Here is a 19109-nt window from a genome sequence, read left to right as displayed (position 1 = left end):
CAATGTATTTTGATTGTTTGGAAATTATTTGATGTAGTTGATGGGGCTGTTGTGCAATGGAGTGACCGTTACACTTTCGTACTACCGTTCCCGTTGCAACGTCACCTCCTCTCCTTTTGCAGTGGCAAAAGACAGCAGTTCACCTTTCAGCACCTGTGTCTTTTTACCCTGGCGGTATAGCGCCACGGCGCCTTTCCAGGGGTTGCGTATTTTACAAACTCCTCCCTGTGTGGCTTCCAGTTTCACAAAAGGGATATTGCCCTGCTTCATGGCGCTGGTCACCACAAAGCCTCCCCGGCACAACAGGGCATACTGCGCGTCCCATGATCGGGGCCAGGCCGGGAACACATGGATCACATTTTCCTGTCCCGGGCCTGCGGGCACACTCTGGCACAATGCCAGCTGCAGCGCTTCTGCGGCCCTTCCCAGCCGTTGCACGTTCGTTGTCTGATACCCCTCGCTCAGGTCCATACGATTGGCCAGCACGGTTTCATTTTTACGGCGGCGCAACTGGTTAGGCACCAGATACTGCACCGCTTCCGGCCTTCCCAGCAAAGCCCCTGTGGCTGGTAGTTTGGAGAGCACATATATGCCCACCGTACTGTCGATGCCGTTATCAAAATAGGTATTGTACGTGTCATTCCCGGTTTGCTGTATATCACGGTCGCTTTCAAGGGTGCAGAGGTCGAAGAACCACACCGGCATAGTGTTGCCATCCGGATGCCACGACGGATTGCCCTGCAGCACCGGTAGCAGGGAACGGCTCCAGGTGGTTTTGCCGTTCTCTTTCACCTGGGGCAACGGTGATAAATGGTCCAGGAACTCCTGCCATACGGGCAGCATGTCGTTGTCTGTCTGCAACAGCCGTGCGGCTTTGATCACTACCGGAAAAATACCGCGCATGGCGGATATCTCTTCCACCGTATTATGCCCGTCCCATATGGATTCGTTATCATTGATATGATAGATATGGTACCGGCCATCTTTTTCCTTCCGGACGTTGGGGAAATTGCGGTAAAATTCCGCTACGCCTTTCAGCATAGGGTACGCCCGCTGACGCAACCAGGCGGTGTCCTGCGTATATTCATAGCGCAACCAGTACTGGTAGGCTATTTTAGCGCCACGGGAAAAGATGTGGCTCACATGTCCGAACGTACTGTTGCTTTTACTGCCGGTATGCCAACGGCCGTTCTTCCAGCCTTCATCCTTTTTCCAGTTCCAACGGCTCAGGAAAGGCATCTGCGTGTAGGCGTAATCTTTAAAGCTCTGAGAACGTTGCTCCCAGGGCTTTCTGACCAGGTAAAGATCTCTCATTTCGCCGGCTATGCTGTCCGGTAATGCCGGCGTATTGTCAAAGCCGGTCGTTTCCGGGATATAAATACCTTTGCTGCCCCATTGTTGCCGCGCCGCCAGCGCATAGGAATCATAAGCCCTGCTGTACATGTCAAACATAGGGTCCAGCAGTTCGGTGTGGTTGGTCTGGAACAAAGCGTTGTACAGGCAACTTTGATTAGCGCCCCAGTACAGGTGGCCCCATTTCCGCTCGTCGCCGTTGGTAGACCATAACATGCCGTTGAATTTAACCGGGTACTTACCACGGGAACTGCTGCCCATGATATACAGGTACCAGGCGTAATGCTGTGCTACATAATCCGCCTGTCCATCGTCGCTGTGCAGCTGTATATAGGAACGCTGCCAGAATTTCCGCCACCAGTCACGGTTATCATTTAATAATGCTGCAAAGCCCTTTTTCCGCGCCGCTTCCAGTTTCCCTATTGCGGTCTTCACCACATCTTCTGAAGGGTCAAAGCTGGCCGCAGTAGCGCTATATATGGTAAAATCCGGACCACCGGGCAACGTTCTCAGTCTGACGGACGTGGCAGTGTTCTGCTCCGCCTCCACCGGCCGGCCACTGACAGCCGCCACCAATGCGCTGCTGCAGTAATAACCATCTTCCCGGAATTCCTGTGTGAGTATAATATAATCTCCTTCCTGCCGCAGTCTGGACGTTGCAACATGGCTTCCGGTACGGGCAACGGGCATACGCAGCATGCGCAGTTCCGTCGTCACCGGCAGCGACGTGGTACGCCGGTCGCTGATCTCCAGTGCCAGCACATCTTCCCGCTCCCATATCAGCCCCCGGGCAGACACGTTCCGCCCGGAAATTGTACTCAGTCCTTCATAACAGGATAAATGCTGGTGAAATGCCGGCGCCGAAAACACGTCCTGCCCGAAGTCCACGTCCATGTAGCCGGTACCGCCGCAATAGTCTGTGTTTCTTTCAAAAAAGCTGTTGGACGCAGAGCTGTTGCCGAATACATCTACCCGATTCAACTGAAACTTAAGAGAGGAAGGCACGGTCCATACCAGCGTGCCCATACGGCCGTTGCCCAGCGGCATCCCTTCTTCGGAACGCAGCACCGGCCTGGCGTAGTCCAGGTCCGCAGCACCGGCGATAGCAGCATAATTAACGGTAACAGTGTCTTTGTTGCCCGTATAGGCATACAGGTGAGTAACGGCGCACAGGCCGGTACATAACATGGAAATAAGGTGTTTCATACAGCCGGGTATTTACAGAACAACTCCAAGATATTCCCATTACCGGTATATTGTTGATAGCAAATTGCTGAAGGATGCTGGTATTTTAGCCTGCTAGAAATACTTCTCAAAAGTGACGCCGTAGTTGAACAACAGGTTTTCCCTGTCGGTACGGTTCAGTTTATTGTATGTCATCGCGGCGGTGAGGCTCAGCCAGCTGCGTAGTTTGATAGACATGCTGTTCACACACCGGATCATATAGTCGTCCCCGTGCATCAATGAATTCTGAAAATAGTTGCTGCCTTCAAACACGATCATATTGCGGATGGTCCATTTATACTGTACCCGGAAGGAGTTACGCACGGTACTGTAGATATCCTGAATGGTGTCATGCAGGAACAGGTCGCTGTTTTCAAACAGCAACCCGTCCGTAATATTCAGTATGGCATTGGGACGGCGTATCAGGTCATAACCAACCCCTACGCCGCCCTGGAAGCGGTTATTGATCTTCAGGGAATAACTTCTGTCGTAGTTGGCCAATCCCCAGTAATAAATCTGGGCCGTATCGGTATACAGGTTAAAATCCACTGCTGCCGCTACGTCATTGTTGGTCAGCGATGCATTGTTTTTACCGTACACATAACTGGCCCCGGCATTGAGCGAGACCTTTTTCTTACTGACTTTAAAGCCGAAGTTATTATTCAACAAATAAGAGTTACCATCGTTGGTGCGGTTAATAGACCCTGTTGAAGCATATTTCACCAGATAGTGCGTGGAATCACTAAACTGCGCAAAACCGGTATAACCATACAGCAGGACAACAATCAGGGTAACTATTCTCTTCATAATCAATTTCTTAATATGTTAGCGGTGGTTTATGCCGCAACAATTAACGTGCCCGAAGTTGTCGTGTCTGCCATTAAAACACTTCCTGTTTTAGTGCTTCTGCCCAGATCTGATAGCCTTTCTCTGTCGGATGAACGAAATCATACATGATTTCCTTCAGCACGACTCCGTCCGGCGTCAGCATTTTCGGGCCGATGTCCACAAGACGAATATTTTCCTTTGCCGCAAATGCTGCCAACAACCGGTTGGTTTCATTGATGACCGCCCTGCGGGGATGATCGGGCTTTTGCTCACGCGGGAAAATCGCCATCAGCACAATTTTAGCCTGAGGCACTTTGGAACGGATGCGGCCACAGACTGCGGCAATGCCCTCCACAATTTCCGCCGGCGTATTGGCGCGGGCGTTATTGGTCTGACTGGTGTTGTTGGTACCGATCAACAGCACCACGGTGCGGGGATGCAGCCCGTCCAGCTGCCCATGGTCCAGCCGCCACAATACGTTCTGTGTCCGGTCCCACCCAAAACCCAGGTTCAGTACCCGATGACTGCCATACAATGCTGCCCAGGCTTCGGGGCCATTGGCTTTACGCAGCTGCCCGTCGGCGCTCCTCAGTAAGGGATAGCCGCCAAAAAAATGGGTGATGGAATTGCCGATCATGACAATTTCAGGATCGATGGAATCCTTTATGCGTAACACTTCCGTATGCCTGGCCCACCAGTCGTAGCTGTCATTTTCCAGTTTTGGGACGGGGATAATGGCCGTATTCGCCGGCAAGGCGGTGTCCCGGCTGTGATCATTCATCAGTTGTGACAACAGCGGTTCCATGGCTTTGGCCCAGGCCAGGGCGCCGGCCGGGCTGGGATGCAGCCAGTCGGGCATCTGGTCCTGCCGGATGGTGCCATCGAGGTTAAGGAACACATGGTTTACATCGCAATAAAATATATGCTGGTTGTCTGCCAGTTTGGACACCAGTTCAGATGCCCGGTCCAGTATCATCCGGTGCGACGTGGGATTAGGCCCGTCATAGCTGCCCGGGAAACAACGCAGCAGGATGATCTTTGTATCAGGTAATTTTTCGCGCAGCAGTTGCACGATAGCCTTGATACCGCCTGCCAGCTGGCCGGCGGTATGACGCACCGGGTAATTTTTTTCATCGATATTGTTGGTACCTATTTCCAGCGTCACCACTTTCGGTGACTGTCCTTTCAGCTCACCGTGTTCAAGGTTCCAGAGGATATTCTCTGTCCGATAGCCGCTGAAGCCCAGGTTCAGCGCTTTGCGGGGCGCAAAGAACTGGTTCCATACCGGTTGATAGGCTGTCTTTTCAAAGTTATGGGTGATGGAATTGCCGATCATGATCAGGTCGTACTGTTGGGAGGCGACTTCCTTCAACTTCTGGTCGTGACGTTTATGGTTGTCCCCTTCTGTGGGCACAGCAGCCGTGTTCACACCGGATGACAGGGTGTCCGGTTTTTCCAGGAAGGCCTGTAACAATGCCGGCCAATTTGCCGCAGCGCCGCGCAATGGCTTCTCCATGCCGAAGCCGTGGCCACCGTCGGGCAGCAGTTCGTAACGGCCTTTGCCGTCGTAGCCTTTCCAGACCTTGCCATATTGTATGCAGCTGTTGACCCACTCCTGGTTGTCATCTTTGGCGATAAGGGTAAAGAGCCGGGAGTGCAGCACCGGCGGCGGTAACACTGCCGGATATACGGAGCCGGGACGCGTTTCGTGGAGATAGGCCGGATATATCAGCAGGAGGTTATGTGGCTGGGCTGCCAGTGGCAGCTGTTGCATGGCGCTGGCAGCCAGATGCCCGCCGGCGGAATATCCCATCATGCTCAGTGTTTTATTATGCAGCCCCAGTTTACCGGCTTTGTCCTGCAACAGCTGCCAGGCTTTCAGGGCGTCTGCCAGCGCGAGCTTGCGGGTATCCGGGCCTGCCGCCACACGGTACTCCAGCATGGCCACATCGTATCCGAGTTTATTGAGAAAGGCGGCAGTCAGGCTTCCTTCCGACTTAACGGCCAGCACCTCGTATCCGCCGCCGGGGAACAGTAACACCGTGCCTTTCGCCGGTCTGTGGCTGGCGGGAAACAACTGTAGCAATGGTTGCCTGACGAGATGGACAAGGTCGTCTTTTTCTACAGGGTTGCCTTTCTGCAAAGGCGCGCCTTCCAGCGATACATAACGTTGGGCCCATGTTGCAGCGGGTAAACATAATAGCAGGAATACTGCTATACACCGGGAGTATCCGGATAAAAATGGAAAGTTCTTCATACGTAGCATTCAGCGCGTACAAAGTAGAAAAAAAATTCTGTTATGCATACTGCCGAATAAACAGAAGAAAGGGGCACGGGTCAATACCCGGTGATCATTTTATGCTGAACAGCGGCCATGATAAGTTCCGCCACATTTTTCACATCAAATTTCTGCAACAGGTTACGGCGGTGCGTTTCGATGGTCAACGGGCTTACATTCAGCTCCTGCGCCATCACAGGCGTGGTTTTGCCCTGTGACACCAATTGCAATATCTGTTTTTCCCGTTTGGTCAATGCAGGTACCTGTTTGAATTCATGTTGTGAAGGACGGGTAATAATTTCCTTTACTTCCCTGCTGAAAGCGATCTCTCCTTTCAGCGCCTCTTTCAGGCAGTTGAGCAACTCCGTGGAGGAGACGTTCTTTACGAGGTAGCCGCTGGCCCCATTCTGTAGTATCTGGAGGATGATACTGCGTTCGGTATGGTTGCTTAACGCCAGCACGACTGTTTCCGGCGACAGCTTTTTTATATCCCGGCAAAGGTCCATTCCGCTGGTGTCGGGCAGCATGATGTCCAGCAATACCAGGTCCACTCTGTTGTGTTGTAAAAAGTCCATGAAGTCTTTGCCACGCGTAAAGCTGCCTGCAATGGATATCTGCGGTTCTTCTTTCAGGAGCGTCCTTAATCCTTCGATCACGATAGGATGGTCATCAACAATGGCGAGGACGATATTGTCATTCATCAGCGACATGGGCACTACAGTTTTTGTAAAAATGCTACAATATCCTTACATGAAGAAGGGTCAGCACCAAAAATACCGGGAAACCAGTAGATAAAAAGATAACGGCCCCCGGTGTTACCGGCGGGCCGTTATTATCATGATCAGCCCTGTTAAAGGCTGGCTTGTACGTCTTTCAGCTTCATGGTCATGGACTGCGCCGACTGGAGCGTCCAGGCATCATATTCTTCGATGGCCTGTAGTCTTTCAGCTTCGGAGATGAACCCGTGTTCCACCACCTGCGGGCCTCTCAGCTCCGCCACTTTTGACCAGATGGCCGCCTTATTGGTGAAGCCGGCTTCCGCCCTGCTGTACTTTTCATCTGCGTTATAGGACTGGATATTGCGGTAACCTGCTTTTTCAAAAAGTGCCGGCAGATTGTCCGCTATTTTGTTGTCCATTCCCGCATCTGCGCGCCACCGGAGGAAGGCATCATAGAAGCGCTGCATACTGGCCGGCGGGGCGGGGTCCCATTCCAGTTTTGTATGGTTATAGTCCAGGATAGACACATAACCGCCGGGCACCAGCAATTCGCGGAAGCGCAGCAGCGCCGCCAGCGGATCATTCAGCCATTGTAATACCCGTGCTGAAACAATCACATCATATTTTCTGTGGGGCTGCCAGGTGTACAGGTCAGCCGTGAGCAGTTGCAGGTTGGCCACATCTTTTTGATCTTCCAGTCCTTTAGCGATCAGGTGTTCGTTGGCGTCTATACCGGTAGCGCTTCCGTGTTCTCCTACAATGTCTGCGATGCCGGCGGTGATAGCACCGGTACCGCAACCTACGTCCAGCACATGCATACCGGGTTTCAACAATGGCAGCAATGTCGCGTAACTGGTTTGTAATGTTCTGTCGTCCAGGATAATGGACGTTCCTTTTGGCATGGTAGCCCTTTTTGAGGCTTTGTCCTGCATATAGCTATTTTGATTTTTATTCCACCGCCGGTATATACCACCGGCGGTTGTTCTTATTCCACTACCCGTATGCCGCTGGCGGTATATCTTATTTCCCTTTTGGGCGCGGTAATGGCGTCGATCTCCTGTTGCGGCTTCCTGGCGTCTTTGGCATAGTGTTGTAATTCTTCCACTGAGGTAATATGCTGATAGGCTTCGCCGTCCAGCACAATGGTTTTTCCTTTGATATCGAGCGGAACAAAGAAGGCATACTCTTTCATCTTCACAAACGCCGTGGTGCTGTCATTTACTTTCAGCTGCATCCAGCATCCTTTTTTTGGACATACGTCCAGCACCTGTGCTTTGATTTTCACTGCAACTTTACCAGTGTCGTTATTCAACAGGGAAGGGAGTTTGGACGCATCTATAGCGCCGGCTGCCGTAGTACCGGCACCATAAGTGGTATTGAGGGTCGCTTTTCCTTTCGGGGGTTGTGCTGTCGCAGCCAGACCGGCTGTCATTAACAGTGCGCACAACATTACTTTGTATTTCATGTTCAAATAGGTTTTGTACTAAGATAAGAAAGAACTATTGACAATTACCATAGACTATTATTCCCATATCTTACAAAAACGTTAAAACTCCGGTAAACTGCCCTGTGCCCCTGGCATTATGTTGTATATTTGCCTCATCGAAAACTACCCCGCGGGCTTATTTACCTCCTACACACTGCTATTCCTGTTGTTGTTATTTGTCGAGATGGTATTATCTTAAAAATATATTGTCATGAAACGATTGGAAAACAAAGTAGCCCTTATCACGGGCGGAGCAGGAAGCATCGGCCAGACGACCGCAAAATTATTCATTGAAGAAGGTGCCAAGGTAATACTGGTAGACCTTGACGAATCCGCTTTACAAAAAGCGGTATCCGGGCTGGGCCCTGATGCAGCCTATGTTACAGCTGATGTTACCGTCGCCGCCGATGTGGAGCGATATGCCCGGGAAGCCGTCAAAAAGTTCGGAAAGATTGATATTTTCTTTAACAACGCTGGTATTGAAGGCGTAGTAAAACCCATTACCGAGTTCCCTGAGGATGTATTTGACAAGGTGATGGCCGTCAATGTCAAAGGTGTTTTCCTGGGCTGTAAATATGTGCTGCCGCAAATGAACGATGGTGCCAGTATGATCATCACTTCTTCTGTGGCCGGTCTTGGCGCATCGCCTAACTTCGTGGCTTATACGACCAGCAAACATGCCACCCTTGGCATTATGAAGACAGCCGCGTTGGAAGCCGCTCCCCGTAAGATACGTGTTAACAGTATACACCCGTCACCGGTAGACAACCGGATGATGCGCTCCATTGAAGAGGGCTATGAGCCGGGCAAAGGGGAAGAGATGCATAAAATGTTTGCTGCCGGTATTCCGCTGGGGCGCTATGCACAACCGCTGGAAATCGCCAAACTGGTGCTGTTCCTCGGATCTGACGACAGCCAGTTTATATCCGGCGCCCAGTATGTGATCGACGGTGGTTCTTCCGCCAGATAATTGTCTTACTAACCCATTCAGATAACGGCTTCCCTCAGACGGGGGAAGCCTTCTTCTTATTATTGGTTTTATATAGTATGTGCGTAAGTGATCACCTCTTTCACTGGTTCAAAGCCAAGGCGGGTATAAATGGGCAGCCCCGCTTTGGAAGCGTGCAGCACGCAGTAACGCCTGCCGTCTTCCACACATTCCTGCAGCAACCGCGTTGTCATCGCAGCGGCCAGGCCTTTGCCCCTGAATTCCGGCAGCGTACCGATAAAATGCAGTCCGGCATTACCGGCTTCATCATAGTATATCAGCCCGCTACATGCCGGAGCGCCATCAACCGTGCCGGTAAAGACTTTGATTTTATTTTCCTGTCCAAGCAAACGGGCCACTACGGCGCCGTCTACACGATAATTAAAAGAGCCTGCTGCAATAGTGGCGAAGGTGTGAGCGTCTGCTTCACTTTCCGCCAACCGGAAAACGATCTTGTCAGAACACGCTCCCGGCGGGTTTTCCCGCAGATAGATGATCATGCCCTGCAATGTCATTTTAGGCTGAAAGCCTGCTGCGGCCAGCTGTGGTCCGAAAGCTTCGGCTACAGATGCCGTAAAGGTGACCGCATCGGGCAACAGCCCCGCTTTGATTTGAGTGGATATTTCCGTCAGTGCCGTTGTATTTTGTACATCGAATACACGCCGCGGCCAGTCAGATCCTTCCGGCATGATGGCTTTATAGGAAGGCGCCGTAGTGAGCAGTCCCGCCCGCTCCCCTACGTACGCCCAATGTTCAAACAGGTTTCCGATAATATGTTTTTCTTCTTGTTCCATTTCTCCAGATAAGACTACAAAAATAGCAGTCTCTCCAATGCAAGTAGTAGTCCAGTATTAAACGGACCGGTAGTCCAGTTTACCGGCTACTTACAATATGTTTTCAGTAACTGAGGCGCCTGCTGCGAACCTAATATCGCGGCCTGTTGCAGGTCCTGACAGGCTTTGGGACGGTCGTTCAGCATCAGCCAGCTGACACCGCGGCCCAGATACACGTCCGGCTCCGCGGGTTTCAGCGCCAGCGCGGCGGTAAAATCAGCTATTGACTGTGCCACGTCCTTCTTCCTGTCACGCTCATACACGCCTTTGAAATACAACAGGCGCTCTTCTTTCGGATATGCCTGCATCAGCGAGGCGAAGAAACGGTCATTGTCCGCAGGCTGCGGCCACAACTTCACGAACAACACCGCCAGGGCTTCTCTCTCACGGTTCTGTATGACATACACAGGCGCAAAAGTGCTGTCATTCAGGAAGACGTTGACCGGCATATTCGTATAGTTCTCACCGGTATAGTGCGATTCCCAGATGACCAGCTGCCCCGGCTGCATCGCCGCTTTGCCGGCGGCCGATATGCTACCGGTGTGCACAGTGTCATTAGGATGGCGCCCCGCAGCCCAGAAATACCACGGATGGTTGCAGTACACTTTCTGCTGCCGCAACGGCCCACTCCCCACAAAGGCGGTCATGTCGTTCATGCCCCCTCGTTCCTGGTTACCATGACTGTCAGGATTTTCGTAGTACAGCGTAAACAACACCTGCCACACCAACAACGCGGCAGCTATGCCATACGGGGGTTTTCTCTTTTTGGAGAACACCGGCAAAACAGCCAGCAGACAGCATACCACCAATGCTTTAAATATCGTATAGTCTTTCTTGTCAGGGTTATATGTCTGCCGCAAATGCAATTCGTTCGTAAAACTCAGCCACGCCACAAGCAGGATAAACACTACGAATACCCATAACTCTTTGCGGTCGCGGGGCCTCGCCGGCCTAACATTCTTTTTTGTAACGGCAGGCACTGTAAACATGTCCCACCAATAGTTAAAACCATACACGCAGATCACGGCTGCAAAAGGCGCCAGTGTGATCAGGTTGCGCAAGGCGCCGCCCGACTGTCCCAGGTCCATATACACCGCGAAAATGACATAGATCAGAAATCCAACGGTAAACTGCAACACGATAAAATAATCAGCCAGCATCTTCTTTAAATGCTCCAGGTATCCCCAGAGAAAAAAGAAAAAAGCCACCGGGCCCAGTACGTACACATACTTGCCAATATGATGGGTGAGACCCACATGTCCATAACGGTTCTTCTTCTCACCGCTGGACAGCATCTCCTGCACCAGCGCCAATGGTTGGCCGGTATATATGAACAGTCCCAGGCCCCATGCCGCCAGGCCGGCGCCCAGCAAAGGAATATACCGGTACATCCGCTGCTGCAACAAAGGGAACAACCAGAAAGGCAGGAACAGCACCCCTTCCGGACGGGCCAGCGGCAGCAGTCCTCCTACCAGCGCAAACCAGCCAAACTGTTTGCGGTATAAAAAGTAAATACCCAGGCAGACTAAAAAAGAGGCCAGCGGCTCTGTCATCGCATCTCTGGAAATACCAAACAAAAATGTCTGGAATAATAAGAAAACCATGACTACCACAGCATGCGGCACGCCTTTATGTTTGAGCGCCCTGTACAGTAAAATACCTGATCCTGCTGTCAGCAATACCATCGTTACCACCACACCCATCCTTCCGAAAAGCTGCACCGGCAAATAAAACAACACCACAAACAAGGGCCTGTTCCAGGAGGAAAGAAATTCTTTCGGATGTTTGCCGGCGTCCTGCACGTTCAGAAAGCGGCTGATGGCGTCATCATCCCAGGTGTAGTTGGAGAGCTGCGACCATATCAGCGAAACGAGCACAAATACCAGCGCGCAGATCAGATAATCGTATTGTTTCCATTTTTTCATACTGCCTGTTTTTCTTCGTGATATTCCTGTTCTGTATTGATGCCCCAGATGTTGTCCCGGCTGGCGACGCCTTGTATGATGTTGTCTACCGCTGTCATGGCGGTCAGCATAGAGTGGTCTGCATTGTTGTATTTATGCATGCCATTGCGGCCCACAAGGAACAAGTTACGGACCGTGTCCGTATATTCCCGCAGCTCATCAAACTGCTGGTAGGTGCCAAAATAAGCGGGATAAGTCTTCTTCATGCGCACGATGGTGCTGTCTCTCACATGCTCCCGCCGGATGATACCAATTTTATGGAGCTCATCGATACCAAAGTTAATAAAGCGCTGGTCGTCCATGGCCCACAATTCATCGCCTTCGTTGCAGAAGTATTCCAGTCCTATCCATACGCGGTCCGGGTCGCTGACCATGAACGGGCTCCAGTTATTGAAGATCTGCAACCGTCCCACTTTGACATCGTTTTCCTGTATATAGATCCAGTTGTCTTTGATCAGGCCATGTTGTTGTTCTATCACCAATTTATCGAGCAGAAGCCCTATCGTCACAAAGTCGCGGTATTCCAGACCAGCGGCGATATCACGCACGCGCTGTGGCACAGGGCCTTTCATGGCGGCCACCAGGTCTTTCACCGGCATGGTGGAGAAGCAGTAATCCCCCTCAAACCGTTGTGCGGCCGTTTCCACGCCGGTAACACGACCGTCTTCCAGGTGGATGCCTTTTACTTCCTGGTGCATGTGTATTTCCCCGCCCATGGCTTTGATGCGATCCGCCACTTCTTCCCAGAGCTGTCCCGGTCCGTATTTTGGATACAGGAAACGTTCTATCAGGCTGGTTTCCGTTTCTTTCTGATGGATGTCTGCCGGCTTTTTGGGCGCTGCCATTTTTTTCAGGGCATGTTTAATGGTTTTGGAGACAGACAATTTTTTGATCCGTTGATGTCCCCAGGCGGCATCTATTTCATTACAGGGCTTTCCCCAAACTTTCTCCGTATAGTCTTTGAAGAAAGTCTTATAGAGTACTTTCCCGAAACGTTTGATAAAAAAATCTTCCAGTGTTTTTTCCTGTTTCCGGTAGAAGGCACGGGTACACCCATACGAAACCATGATCCTGCAAAGCCGCAACAGGCCGAGCTTTGAGATGGTGCTTACAGACATGGTGAGCGGGTACAGGAATAGTTTGCGCTGATAATAGATGCGGGACAAACGGTCACGGATCAGCATCACCAGGTCGGGATTTTTTGGTGTGTTTTGTTCAGCCGCCACAGAAAGCGTCCGTTCTTTCCGCTGGTAGCTGATACGCACCTGTTCGGACGGAGCGCCGATAGGCATGATTTGCAGCCACCAGTTCATCACACGGTCTGACTTCGAAAAGAAGCGGTGGCCACCGATGTCTATACGGTTGCCTTTGTAGCGGACGGTTTTGGATATACCGCCAATATCTCCGGATGCTTCCAGGATAATAGGCTTAATATCTGTACGGGTAAGCAGTTCGTAAGCCGCTGTCAGGCCCGCAGGGCCGGCGCCGATAATAATGGCTGTTTTGTTGTTTGTCATGGCGGAAATAGCTAAGCGGAATCATCACTTTCTTCCAGCACTATTCCTGTTGACAAACGGCAGACATCTCCCTAAAAATTTCACGGTCACCGCTAACAGGTACCATGGTAAGAAAAGGAGCCTGACAGCAGCCTTCCAGCATAGTATGGCATAATAAAAAGCACGTTCCATCATCATAAAATATTCGTGATACAGCCTGCGCGGGGCCAGTGTTTGTTAACTAACTGCCACTAATACACGATGATGGAACAATACCCTTATATCAGCATAAAAAAAGTCCGGGAATTTTCCCGGACCCGTATTTTAGGAGAGTTGGCCGTTGAGGCTTGCGAGCCGGTGTAGCTCATCGAACGTGGCTACAATGGTACTGCCGTTGTAGGTGGCAGACAATTCCTTTTCTTTCATGATCACGTCAAATGCCTTGGCTTTGAGATAGCTGGCCAGCGCCTGTTGATGGTCCATTTCAAATAAAGAAATCAGCTGTGGAAAAACAGTCAACACCCGTTGCGGGCTGTCGGTGCGCACCTTGTCGACCACTTCACTTTTGATGGTCACCAGCAGCGCGCCGCTGCCATAATCCGCCACATAGTAGGCGCTGGAGCCAAACATACCGGAGGCTATCAGTCCGATATAATGTACATCATTGATAGCACACTCAAACTGGCCGGTAGTGAACAAAGGCAACTGATGTTCTTCACCGTAGGCTTTTAGTTGCGCTGCCTGTTGCAAAAGGTTTTCCGGGAGGTCGGACTGGGTATTGGCCCAACCCCAGAGGAAGGTTTCAGACGAATGGGAGAAAGTGCCCATGATCTGGATAGGGAACGTCAGCTGGTCACCGAAGCTGATCACCCCTTCGCTGAGGTCGACGGTCCAGTTGTTATCGCCGATAACGGCTGACAGATCATTCTGTTTATCCAGTGCAATACCGCCGTATTGAGCGATAAGGTCCTTCGCGGACAGGGCTGTTGAATCAGACATGTTACTTCTTTTTTATTATCAGGTGTCAAGATACGTTATTGGCAGCTCACCTTCACCGACGCCGTGGAGAAATTTTTAGGCTGATGCCTTCTCCCGGATGCCTGCCAGATGATGGTCATCATGTTCGGCTACAAAATATGCCAGGTCAATAATGCGCATCGGCGTCTTCAAACGTGGATGCAGCGCGGTTTTATCCAGCTGTGCCTCATCCAGTGCGAGCAGCTTTTTCACCAGCAATGTCCGCTGCTCCCGGAAGCGCTGCAGCAGCTCTGCGAGCGCGGTCGCGTTGTGGTTGGCCTGATGCGTACGTTGGTTTGTCAGGTCCGCCACACGTAACTCCGCCTTCCCGTTGACAAAGTCATCGAACCGGCCGGACCATAGTGGTTCCATATCAGAGAGGTGCCCTGCTTCTTCCTTGACAGACCATTGTTCTCCGGATTTATTGACTAATACCGCTTCCGCCAGACCGCGGGTCAGCTCCTCCAGGCGGGCAGGTGTGCCCGCGAGGCGTTCAATGATGTCCGGCATTACGCCGTTGTCTGTAATAGCCGGAAATGACCGGTCAAACCATGCTGTCCTTTTCATCGTGACTATGCTTTATAAAAATCATACAATGCTTTGATATCACTACTGCAAAGCAATGGCATCGCAGCTTTCAGCTTGTCGTCCGGCCAGTTCCACCATTCCATTTCCAGCAAACGCGCGATATCTTCCTCCGCGAAACGTTTCCGTATTTCTTTGCCCGGATTGCCTCCCATTACGCTGTAAGGCGCCACATCTTTGGTGATCAGCGCCCTGCTGCCGATGATAGCGCCATGCCCTATTTTCACGCCCGGCATGATCACCGCTTCGGTGCCTATCCACACATCGTTGCCGATCACTGTATCACCCGTCGGCCTGAAACCATCAATACTGCCTTCAAAAGCAGCTACTTCCGGCATATAGAAAAAAGGAAAACTGGATACCCAGTCATGCCGGTGCCCCTGGTTACCTGCCATGATAAAGGCAGCACCAGTGCCAATAGAACAGTAACTTCCGATAATCAACTTATCTACATCCGTTCTGTCAGGCATCAGGTATTTCGCACAGTCATCAAAAGAGTGGCCGTGATAATAACCAGAGTAATAACTATAGGCGCCCACGATAATATTAGGATTGGTAACCTGTTCAGATAATAATTTACCACGAAAAGGGCTTTCAAAATAATTTTCCATGCTGCTCAATTTTAAATCACGAACAGCAAGATACGATTAGTTGACGAGCCACCGTGCAAATTTGATCTATACTATCTCCGCCATCTCTTGTGCTGTCACCGCGGTTTTCTTCACATCCATTTTCGTGAGCAGCATTGTTGCCGCTACCGCAGGTGGAATAATAAAACAGCCATACAGCCAGGTAGCCGCATTGATGGCGCCCGCAACCCCGCCCGGGTGCGTCATGCCGCCGGCATTGGCAATAAGGCCGGACAGCGCCGCGCCAAAAGTCATGGCCATCAGCTGAACGGTCGTAATAGATGTGGAGGTCAGTTCAATTTCGTTGGGTGGTGCCAGTGAGAACACCCTAACCACCAGGTGAGGCCATGGCAGTCCGATGCCGGCGCCGATCAGCAATAGGGAAACGCAGAGGCCTGCCAGCACATAGGTACTATACGCCATACCGGAAAGCCAGGCCACTCCCGCCAGTCCGGCGCTCATCAGCAATGCGCCGATGAGCGCCAGCTTCATCACGGCCGCGGAGTTCACGCCGGAAAATGCCATCGAAGCGGCAGACCATCCCAATGCCACCAGCACCGTCAGATAGCCGGCTTCCAATGCGGTAAAGCCATGTATGGTTTGCTCGAAATAAGGGATAAATATCTCTACCGCCGCCACCAGCGCCAGCAGTACGATTACCAGGTATACCATGCCCAGCGGAGAAGACAGGCGGTAAGCGTCGGAAGGCAACAATCTCACCTTACTGCCCCTCTCCGATCTCACCAACAACACAATCAGCAACAGCGCTGCAAGCAGGCCCGCCAGATTATACACCAGGCTTTCCATGACACTGCCCACGGACACTGCCAGTGCAGATAATAATAACAACAGCAGTTTCTCTACAGGGACCGGTGTTTTAGCGCCTGCCGCATGTTTGGCGGGCAAGATAAATTCGGTGAACACCAATAGCAAGATACCGATGACCAGGATAACGGCAAAGGCTGTACGCCAATTGCCATATTCGGCAAAGATGCCGCCGACAAAGGGACCGACAAAGGCGCCTACGCCCCACATGCCCGATACCAGCGCCATGGCCTTGGCCCACAGCCGTGATTCAAAAATGATCCGGATCATGCCATAGGAAAGCGCGAACAGCAGTCCGCCCCCCAGCCCCTGCACGGCTCTTGCCATCAATAATACGTACATCGTTGGCGCCGCCATAGAAATAATTGCTCCCGCCACAAAAAGCAGGATGGCCCAGCGATAAGCCTTCCGGGGGCCGCTGGCCGATAAGAAACGGGCCGACACCACCGACCCGATAATAGAGGCCACCACGAATATGGTAGTATTCCAGGCGTAATAAGCTAACCCACCTATCTCCCGGACAATAGAAGGCATAATGGTGGCCACAATATAAATGTTGGTCACGTGCAGTAAAACGCCCAATGCCAGCGCAATGGCTTTATATTTATTATTCTCCGCAAACAAATCGGTCCAACCGGCATTTGTCGCTGTCTGTTCTTTTGTGTCCATACTGTGTATATTCAGATTTGTCCACAAAAGTCGCCCGTTTTTCAGGCGGCATCAATCTCCAAACAGCGGAAAGAATAGCCAATTTTACGGAAGTTGCCGGTATTCCTTAGGAGTAAGCCCGGTTTTCAGTTTAAAGAAGCGGGTAAAATGCGAAGCATTGTCAAATTTAAAATAGCCGGCCGCCTCTTTTACAGACAAAGCGCTGTACTTCAGCTGGTATTGCATTTCGAGCAACAACCTTTCGTGAATTATTTCCAGGGCGGTCTTACCGGTTTCCTCTTTGACCGTTTCGCTGAGATGTTTGGCCGTTACGCCCAGCAGCACCGCATATTCAGCGATGGTGCGTAATTCCAGGAACTGTTCTTCCACCAGTTTTTTAAACTGGAAAGTAAGCTGGTACTGCCGGTTCATATTCTTGCGAAACCGCAGCAGGCAGTATTCGCAGGCCCTGTTATAATCATAGAGCAGTTCTGTGAGGACCAGGCGTATCACCTCAAAATGAAACGGCCGGGTGCCGTCATACTCTTCGGCAAGCGTCTTAAACTTGCGGTGTACGCCGGGAAGCGCATTATCCTCCAGTTCAAATACCGGCGGATATTCCGGATGCAGGTACAGCAGCTCGTCAATGACCTGCTCCCTGATATGGCTTTTGTACAAAAAACTTTGGGTAAACAGCAGTTGTTGCGTAGCAAAATCCGGCGTGATCCGATCTACCGAAAAGATCTGTTTCGGCGATATAATCGCCATATGGCCAGGGGCCAGTGTAAACCGGTGATACCCTACGGTGACGTCCATCTCCCCGCGCAAACCCAGCATCAGCGTGTAATAATCGTTCTTCACCGGCTGACCGGCTTTCAGGCATTCATTATTTTTCAGCAATACAAATTCAGCATCGTTGGACAGCATAGCTTCACTGGTTTCAAAACAACCAAATTTACGGATTCTGTTGTTTTAAAACCAGTGAAGCTTTGGGGTTATGCCTTCAGTGTGTCCAGCGCACCGAAAGCGTGGTCTATCACCACTTTCCAGGAGCCGTCCGCCTGACGCCGCATCACCTCTATTCCTTTGGCGCTGACTTTCACTTCGTCACCGTCGGTGATGTTCCATTCAGAGCGGCCTACCGCCACATCGCCGGTTTGCAGGCAATACACTGTTTTAATCTCCATCGTTCCTTTCACAGCCATAATGGCCTTTACGGCTTCTTCAAACTGCTGCTTACCGGATACTACTTTCCCCGGCTCGGGCACAATGATGCCATTGTAATCATAAATAGTATACACCTGGTTGATGTCGCCGGTGTTAAAAGCCGCCGCCAGCGCGGCGTGCACGTCTTCTGCTTTTTTAGGTAAATGCATGTCTGGATTTTTAATTTGTTTAGATAAAAAGAGGATCAAAACTACCTTCGGTGGTGATGGCTTCTGACAGCTCACCGATGGTGTCATATACTTTATTGTAGAGGAAAGGTCCCATACTGACGCGTTTTACGCCGAGCTTTTCCAGTGTGCCCAGGGCAGGCAGGCCGGGCATACACATCACGTTGAGCGGCAAATTGGTTTGACTGACTGCCGCAGCGATCGCCCCTTCTTCCATTATACAAGGCAGGAAAATACCATCGGCGCCTGCTGTTTCATATAGCCGCAACCGTTGTTCCGTTTCTGTTTCCTTGTTGGCCACATTCAGTAAATAGGTATCGCTGCGGACATTGAGAAAGAGCGCAGCACCTGCGGCAGCCAGCTTGTTGCGGAGATGTTCTACAGTGGCCGCAAACGTTTTTGCCTCCTGTAATACACGGCCTGTACTCCCGATAGTGGAGTCTTCGAGGTTGATGCCCACCACACCGGCTTCCAGCAACCGGGAAATATTAGCGTAGATCGCCTCCGGGGAATGGCCGTAGCCCATTTCAATATCCATGGACAAGGGTATACGCAGTACGGCCATGATGCGGCGTACCATAAACAGATAGTCGTCGAAAGGCATCCCTTCCCCATCTTCGTAGCCCAGGCTTGCTGCCACCGCCGCGCTGGACGTGGCCACCGCCTGGAAACCTTTTTCCTGGAAACGGCGGGCGCTCTCCGGGTTCCATACGTTAGGCAGCAGTAATAAATTTTCCTGATGCAGTGCTTTAAATGCATTAAACATGGATGACATGGTCATTCGTTTGAAATGAATAAATGTTGTTTGTTGACAACACAAAACTACTGCAGCGGGAAAGCGT

The 19109-nt window shown here is 51.3% G+C and carries 17 protein-coding genes; 1 reads left to right on the top strand and 16 read right to left on the bottom strand.

Annotation, left to right across the window (positions count from 1 at the left end; all coding sequences use genetic code 11):
* Positions 1–81 precede the first annotated feature (81 nt).
* From HGH92_RS27070 to HGH92_RS27045, 6 genes are all read right to left on the bottom strand, one after another.
* The gene (locus HGH92_RS27070) at positions 82–2559 is read right to left on the bottom strand and encodes a glycosyl hydrolase family 95 catalytic domain-containing protein (RefSeq protein ID WP_168873942.1); all 2478 of its coding nucleotides are present in this window, start codon (positions 2557–2559) and stop codon (positions 82–84) included.
* 93 nt (positions 2560–2652) lie between these two features.
* Positions 2653–3384 carry a DUF481 domain-containing protein gene (locus tag HGH92_RS27065; protein ID WP_168873941.1) on the bottom strand — a complete coding sequence of 244 codons (732 nt, stop codon included), beginning with the start codon at positions 3382–3384 and terminating at the stop codon, positions 2653–2655.
* Between the two features lie 73 nt (positions 3385–3457).
* Positions 3458–5662: a GDSL-type esterase/lipase family protein gene (locus HGH92_RS27060; RefSeq protein WP_168873940.1), complete on the bottom strand. Its 2205-nt coding sequence runs from the start codon at positions 5660–5662 to the stop codon at positions 3458–3460.
* 80 nt (positions 5663–5742) lie between these two features.
* On the bottom strand, positions 5743–6393 hold the full coding sequence (locus HGH92_RS27055; RefSeq protein WP_168873939.1) for a response regulator: 651 nt from the start codon (positions 6391–6393) through the stop codon (positions 5743–5745).
* 140 nt (positions 6394–6533) lie between these two features.
* Positions 6534–7304 carry a methyltransferase domain-containing protein gene (locus HGH92_RS27050; RefSeq protein ID WP_168873938.1) on the bottom strand — a complete coding sequence of 257 codons (771 nt, stop codon included), beginning with the start codon at positions 7302–7304 and terminating at the stop codon, positions 6534–6536.
* Positions 7305–7387: 83 nt separating this feature from the next.
* Positions 7388–7867, bottom strand: a complete 480-nt coding sequence (locus HGH92_RS27045; protein WP_168873937.1) for a DUF4920 domain-containing protein — start codon at positions 7865–7867, stop codon at positions 7388–7390.
* Between the two features lie 232 nt (positions 7868–8099).
* Here HGH92_RS27045 and HGH92_RS27040 point away from each other — a divergent pair, with 232 nt between their 5' ends.
* Entirely contained in the window at positions 8100–8858 is a 759-nt protein-coding gene (locus HGH92_RS27040) for an SDR family NAD(P)-dependent oxidoreductase (protein ID WP_168873936.1), read from the top strand.
* 68 nt (positions 8859–8926) lie between these two features.
* On the opposite strand, the gene HGH92_RS27035 is transcribed toward HGH92_RS27040, so the two are convergent.
* The 10 genes from HGH92_RS27035 to HGH92_RS26990 all read right to left on the bottom strand — a co-directional run bounded on the left by HGH92_RS27035 (position 8927) and on the right by HGH92_RS26990 (position 19042).
* Complete coding sequence (locus HGH92_RS27035) at positions 8927–9670, bottom strand: GNAT family N-acetyltransferase (RefSeq protein ID WP_168873935.1); 744 nt, start codon at positions 9668–9670, stop codon at positions 8927–8929.
* Positions 9671–9756: 86 nt separating this feature from the next.
* Entirely contained in the window at positions 9757–11634 is a 1878-nt protein-coding gene (locus HGH92_RS27030) for a hypothetical protein (RefSeq protein ID WP_168873934.1), read from the bottom strand.
* Positions 11631–13190, bottom strand: a complete 1560-nt coding sequence (locus HGH92_RS27025) for an NAD(P)/FAD-dependent oxidoreductase (protein WP_168873933.1) — start codon at positions 13188–13190, stop codon at positions 11631–11633. The genes HGH92_RS27030 and HGH92_RS27025 overlap by 4 nt, the downstream gene beginning before the upstream one ends.
* Before the next feature lie 303 nt (positions 13191–13493).
* Positions 13494–14168 (bottom strand): DUF6882 domain-containing protein, encoded by a 675-nt coding sequence (locus HGH92_RS27020; protein WP_168873932.1) that lies wholly within the window; start codon positions 14166–14168, stop codon positions 13494–13496.
* A 75-nt stretch (positions 14169–14243) separates the two neighbouring features.
* Positions 14244–14753: a DinB family protein gene (locus HGH92_RS27015; protein ID WP_168873931.1), complete on the bottom strand. Its 510-nt coding sequence runs from the start codon at positions 14751–14753 to the stop codon at positions 14244–14246.
* 5 nt (positions 14754–14758) lie between these two features.
* Positions 14759–15382: a type B chloramphenicol O-acetyltransferase gene (catB, locus tag HGH92_RS27010; RefSeq protein WP_168873930.1), complete on the bottom strand. Its 624-nt coding sequence runs from the start codon at positions 15380–15382 to the stop codon at positions 14759–14761.
* 66 nt (positions 15383–15448) lie between these two features.
* Positions 15449–16894: an MFS transporter gene (locus HGH92_RS27005; RefSeq protein ID WP_168873929.1), complete on the bottom strand. Its 1446-nt coding sequence runs from the start codon at positions 16892–16894 to the stop codon at positions 15449–15451.
* An 84-nt stretch (positions 16895–16978) separates the two neighbouring features.
* Positions 16979–17800 (bottom strand): helix-turn-helix domain-containing protein, encoded by an 822-nt coding sequence (locus tag HGH92_RS27000; protein WP_168873928.1) that lies wholly within the window; start codon positions 17798–17800, stop codon positions 16979–16981.
* Positions 17801–17868: 68 nt separating this feature from the next.
* Positions 17869–18249 (bottom strand): YybH family protein, encoded by a 381-nt coding sequence (locus HGH92_RS26995; RefSeq protein ID WP_168873927.1) that lies wholly within the window; start codon positions 18247–18249, stop codon positions 17869–17871.
* 19 nt (positions 18250–18268) lie between these two features.
* Positions 18269–19042: an isocitrate lyase/phosphoenolpyruvate mutase family protein gene (locus HGH92_RS26990; protein WP_168873926.1), complete on the bottom strand. Its 774-nt coding sequence runs from the start codon at positions 19040–19042 to the stop codon at positions 18269–18271.
* Between the last annotated feature and the right edge of the window lie 67 nt (positions 19043–19109).

The sequence above is a fragment of the Chitinophaga varians genome, from assembly GCF_012641275.1.
In the GTDB taxonomy this organism is placed as follows: domain Bacteria; phylum Bacteroidota; class Bacteroidia; order Chitinophagales; family Chitinophagaceae; genus Chitinophaga; species Chitinophaga varians_A.
The sequence above is the reverse complement of the archived record's forward strand: the minus strand, read 5'-3'. Positions and strand labels throughout refer to the sequence as shown.

Bases quoted from the DNA above. Each gene is read 5' to 3' on its own strand.
- HGH92_RS27060 (WP_168873940.1), bottom strand. From the start codon at position 5,662: ATGAAGAACTTTCCATTTTTATCCGGATACTCCCGGTGTATAGCAGTA.
- HGH92_RS27065 (WP_168873941.1), bottom strand. From the start codon at position 3,384: ATGAAGAGAATAGTTACCCTGATTGTTGTCCTGCTGTATGGTTATACC.
- HGH92_RS27070 (WP_168873942.1), bottom strand. From the start codon at position 2,559: ATGAAACACCTTATTTCCATGTTATGTACCGGCCTGTGCGCCGTTACT.
- HGH92_RS27040 (WP_168873936.1), top strand. From the start codon at position 8,100: ATGAAACGATTGGAAAACAAAGTAGCCCTTATCACGGGCGGAGCAGGA.
- catB (WP_168873930.1), bottom strand. From the start codon at position 15,382: ATGGAAAATTATTTTGAAAGCCCTTTTCGTGGTAAATTATTATCTGAA.
- HGH92_RS27035 (WP_168873935.1), bottom strand. From the start codon at position 9,670: ATGGAACAAGAAGAAAAACATATTATCGGAAACCTGTTTGAACATTGG.
- HGH92_RS27025 (WP_168873933.1), bottom strand. From the start codon at position 13,190: ATGACAAACAACAAAACAGCCATTATTATCGGCGCCGGCCCTGCGGGC.
- HGH92_RS27020 (WP_168873932.1), bottom strand. From the start codon at position 14,168: ATGTCTGATTCAACAGCCCTGTCCGCGAAGGACCTTATCGCTCAATAC.
- HGH92_RS27030 (WP_168873934.1), bottom strand. From the start codon at position 11,634: ATGAAAAAATGGAAACAATACGATTATCTGATCTGCGCGCTGGTATTT.
- HGH92_RS27050 (WP_168873938.1), bottom strand. From the start codon at position 7,304: ATGCCAAAAGGAACGTCCATTATCCTGGACGACAGAACATTACAAACC.
- HGH92_RS27000 (WP_168873928.1), bottom strand. From the start codon at position 17,800: ATGCTGTCCAACGATGCTGAATTTGTATTGCTGAAAAATAATGAATGC.
- HGH92_RS27015 (WP_168873931.1), bottom strand. From the start codon at position 14,753: ATGAAAAGGACAGCATGGTTTGACCGGTCATTTCCGGCTATTACAGAC.
- HGH92_RS27045 (WP_168873937.1), bottom strand. From the start codon at position 7,867: ATGAAATACAAAGTAATGTTGTGCGCACTGTTAATGACAGCCGGTCTG.
- HGH92_RS27055 (WP_168873939.1), bottom strand. From the start codon at position 6,393: ATGTCGCTGATGAATGACAATATCGTCCTCGCCATTGTTGATGACCAT.
- HGH92_RS26990 (WP_168873926.1), bottom strand. From the start codon at position 19,042: ATGTCATCCATGTTTAATGCATTTAAAGCACTGCATCAGGAAAATTTA.
- HGH92_RS27005 (WP_168873929.1), bottom strand. From the start codon at position 16,894: ATGGACACAAAAGAACAGACAGCGACAAATGCCGGTTGGACCGATTTG.
- HGH92_RS26995 (WP_168873927.1), bottom strand. From the start codon at position 18,249: ATGCATTTACCTAAAAAAGCAGAAGACGTGCACGCCGCGCTGGCGGCG.